Origin of the sequence: Mycobacterium hubeiense, assembly GCF_002838065.1 — a bacterium.
GTDB classification, from domain to species: domain Bacteria; phylum Actinomycetota; class Actinomycetes; order Mycobacteriales; family Mycobacteriaceae; genus Mycobacterium; species Mycobacterium hubeiense.
Map to the genome: position 1 here is coordinate 1 of NZ_PIZU01000109.1, position 1,365 is coordinate 1,365.

1 protein-coding gene is annotated in these 1,365 nt (G+C 67.7%); it reads left to right on the forward strand.

Going from position 1 to position 1,365, the window contains the following annotated elements:
* Positions 1-218: 218 nt before the first annotated feature.
* The coding region (locus tag CWS39_RS28195) for a CCA tRNA nucleotidyltransferase (protein WP_102146107.1) at positions 219-1,365 on the forward strand (1,147 nt) is incomplete at its 3' end.

Below are 1,365 nucleotides of genomic sequence, written 5' to 3' on the forward strand. Positions count from 1 at the left end.
GTTCGGGCTTCTTCTCTTCCCGGGCGACGGCGGTGTTGTTGTGATCGGCGGCGGTTTGCGGCGGACCCGCCGCGCGTCGGCCGCGGCGCCGCCCCCGGCGCCGTCGTGGTTTGGCCTTTTCGCCGTCCGACACCCAAGCGATAGTAGCTGCCACGCGATTTCGTCCCCGCCCACACTCGCCGGTCGGTGCCGAGCCGTGACCATTAGGCTTTCCGAACGTGCCCAATTCAGCTGCTGATGCCGAACTGCTGGCCGGTGCCCTGGTGGCGCTGAACCAGCACGCCGATGTGTTGCGAGAGCTCGGCGCGGTGTTCGCTGACGCGGGGCATGAGCTGTATCTGGTCGGGGGCAGTGTGCGTGACGCGCTGCTGGGCCGGCTCGGCAATGATCTGGATTTCACCACCGACGCGCGGCCCGAGCAGATGCAGAAAATGCTGCGGCCGTGGGCCGAGGCGCTGTGGGACACCGGCATCGAATTCGGCACCGTCGGCGTCGGTGCGGCCGGGCATCGGATGGAGATCACCACGTTTCGCGCCGATACCTACGATCAGGTGTCGCGCAATCCGTCTGTTCGGTTCGGCGACAGTCTGGATGGCGATCTGGTGCGCCGCGATTTCACCGTCAACGCGATGGCGGTGCGGATTGGGCGCGACGGGCCGGGCGAATTCCATGATCCCCTAGGCGGTTTGGGCGCACTGCGGGCCGGCGTGCTGGACACGCCTTCGGCGCCGGAGACGTCGTTCGGCGATGACCCGCTGCGGATGTTGCGCGCGGCGCGGTTCGTTTCGCAGTTGGGATTCACGGTCGCGCCGCGGGTGCGCGCAGCAATGGAGGCGATGGCCGATCAGCTGGGCCGGATCACCGCCGAGCGGGTGGCCGCCGAACTGGACAAGCTGTTGCTCGGTTCGGATCCCGTCGCGGGGATCGACCTGATGGTGCAGACGGGGCTCGGCGAGGTGGTGCTGCCCGAGGTGGGCGCGATGCGGATGGCCATCGATGAACACCATCAGCACAAGGACGTCTACTGGCATTCGCTGACGGTGCTGCGTCAGGCGATCGACTTGGAGGACGACGGCCCCGATTTGGTGCTGCGCTGGGCGGCGCTGCTGCACGACATCGGCAAGCCCGCCACCCGTCGGCATGAACCCGACGGCGGGGTGAGCTTCCACCATCACGAGGTGGTGGGCGCGAAGATGGCCCGCAAGCGGCTGCGCGCGCTCAAGTACTCCAAGCAGATGATCGAGGACATCTCACAGCTGGTCTACCTGCATCTGCGGTTCCACGGCTACGGCGATGGGCGGTGGACGGACTCGGCGGTGCGCCGCTATGTCACCGACGCCGGCCCGCTGCTGCCGAAGCTGCACA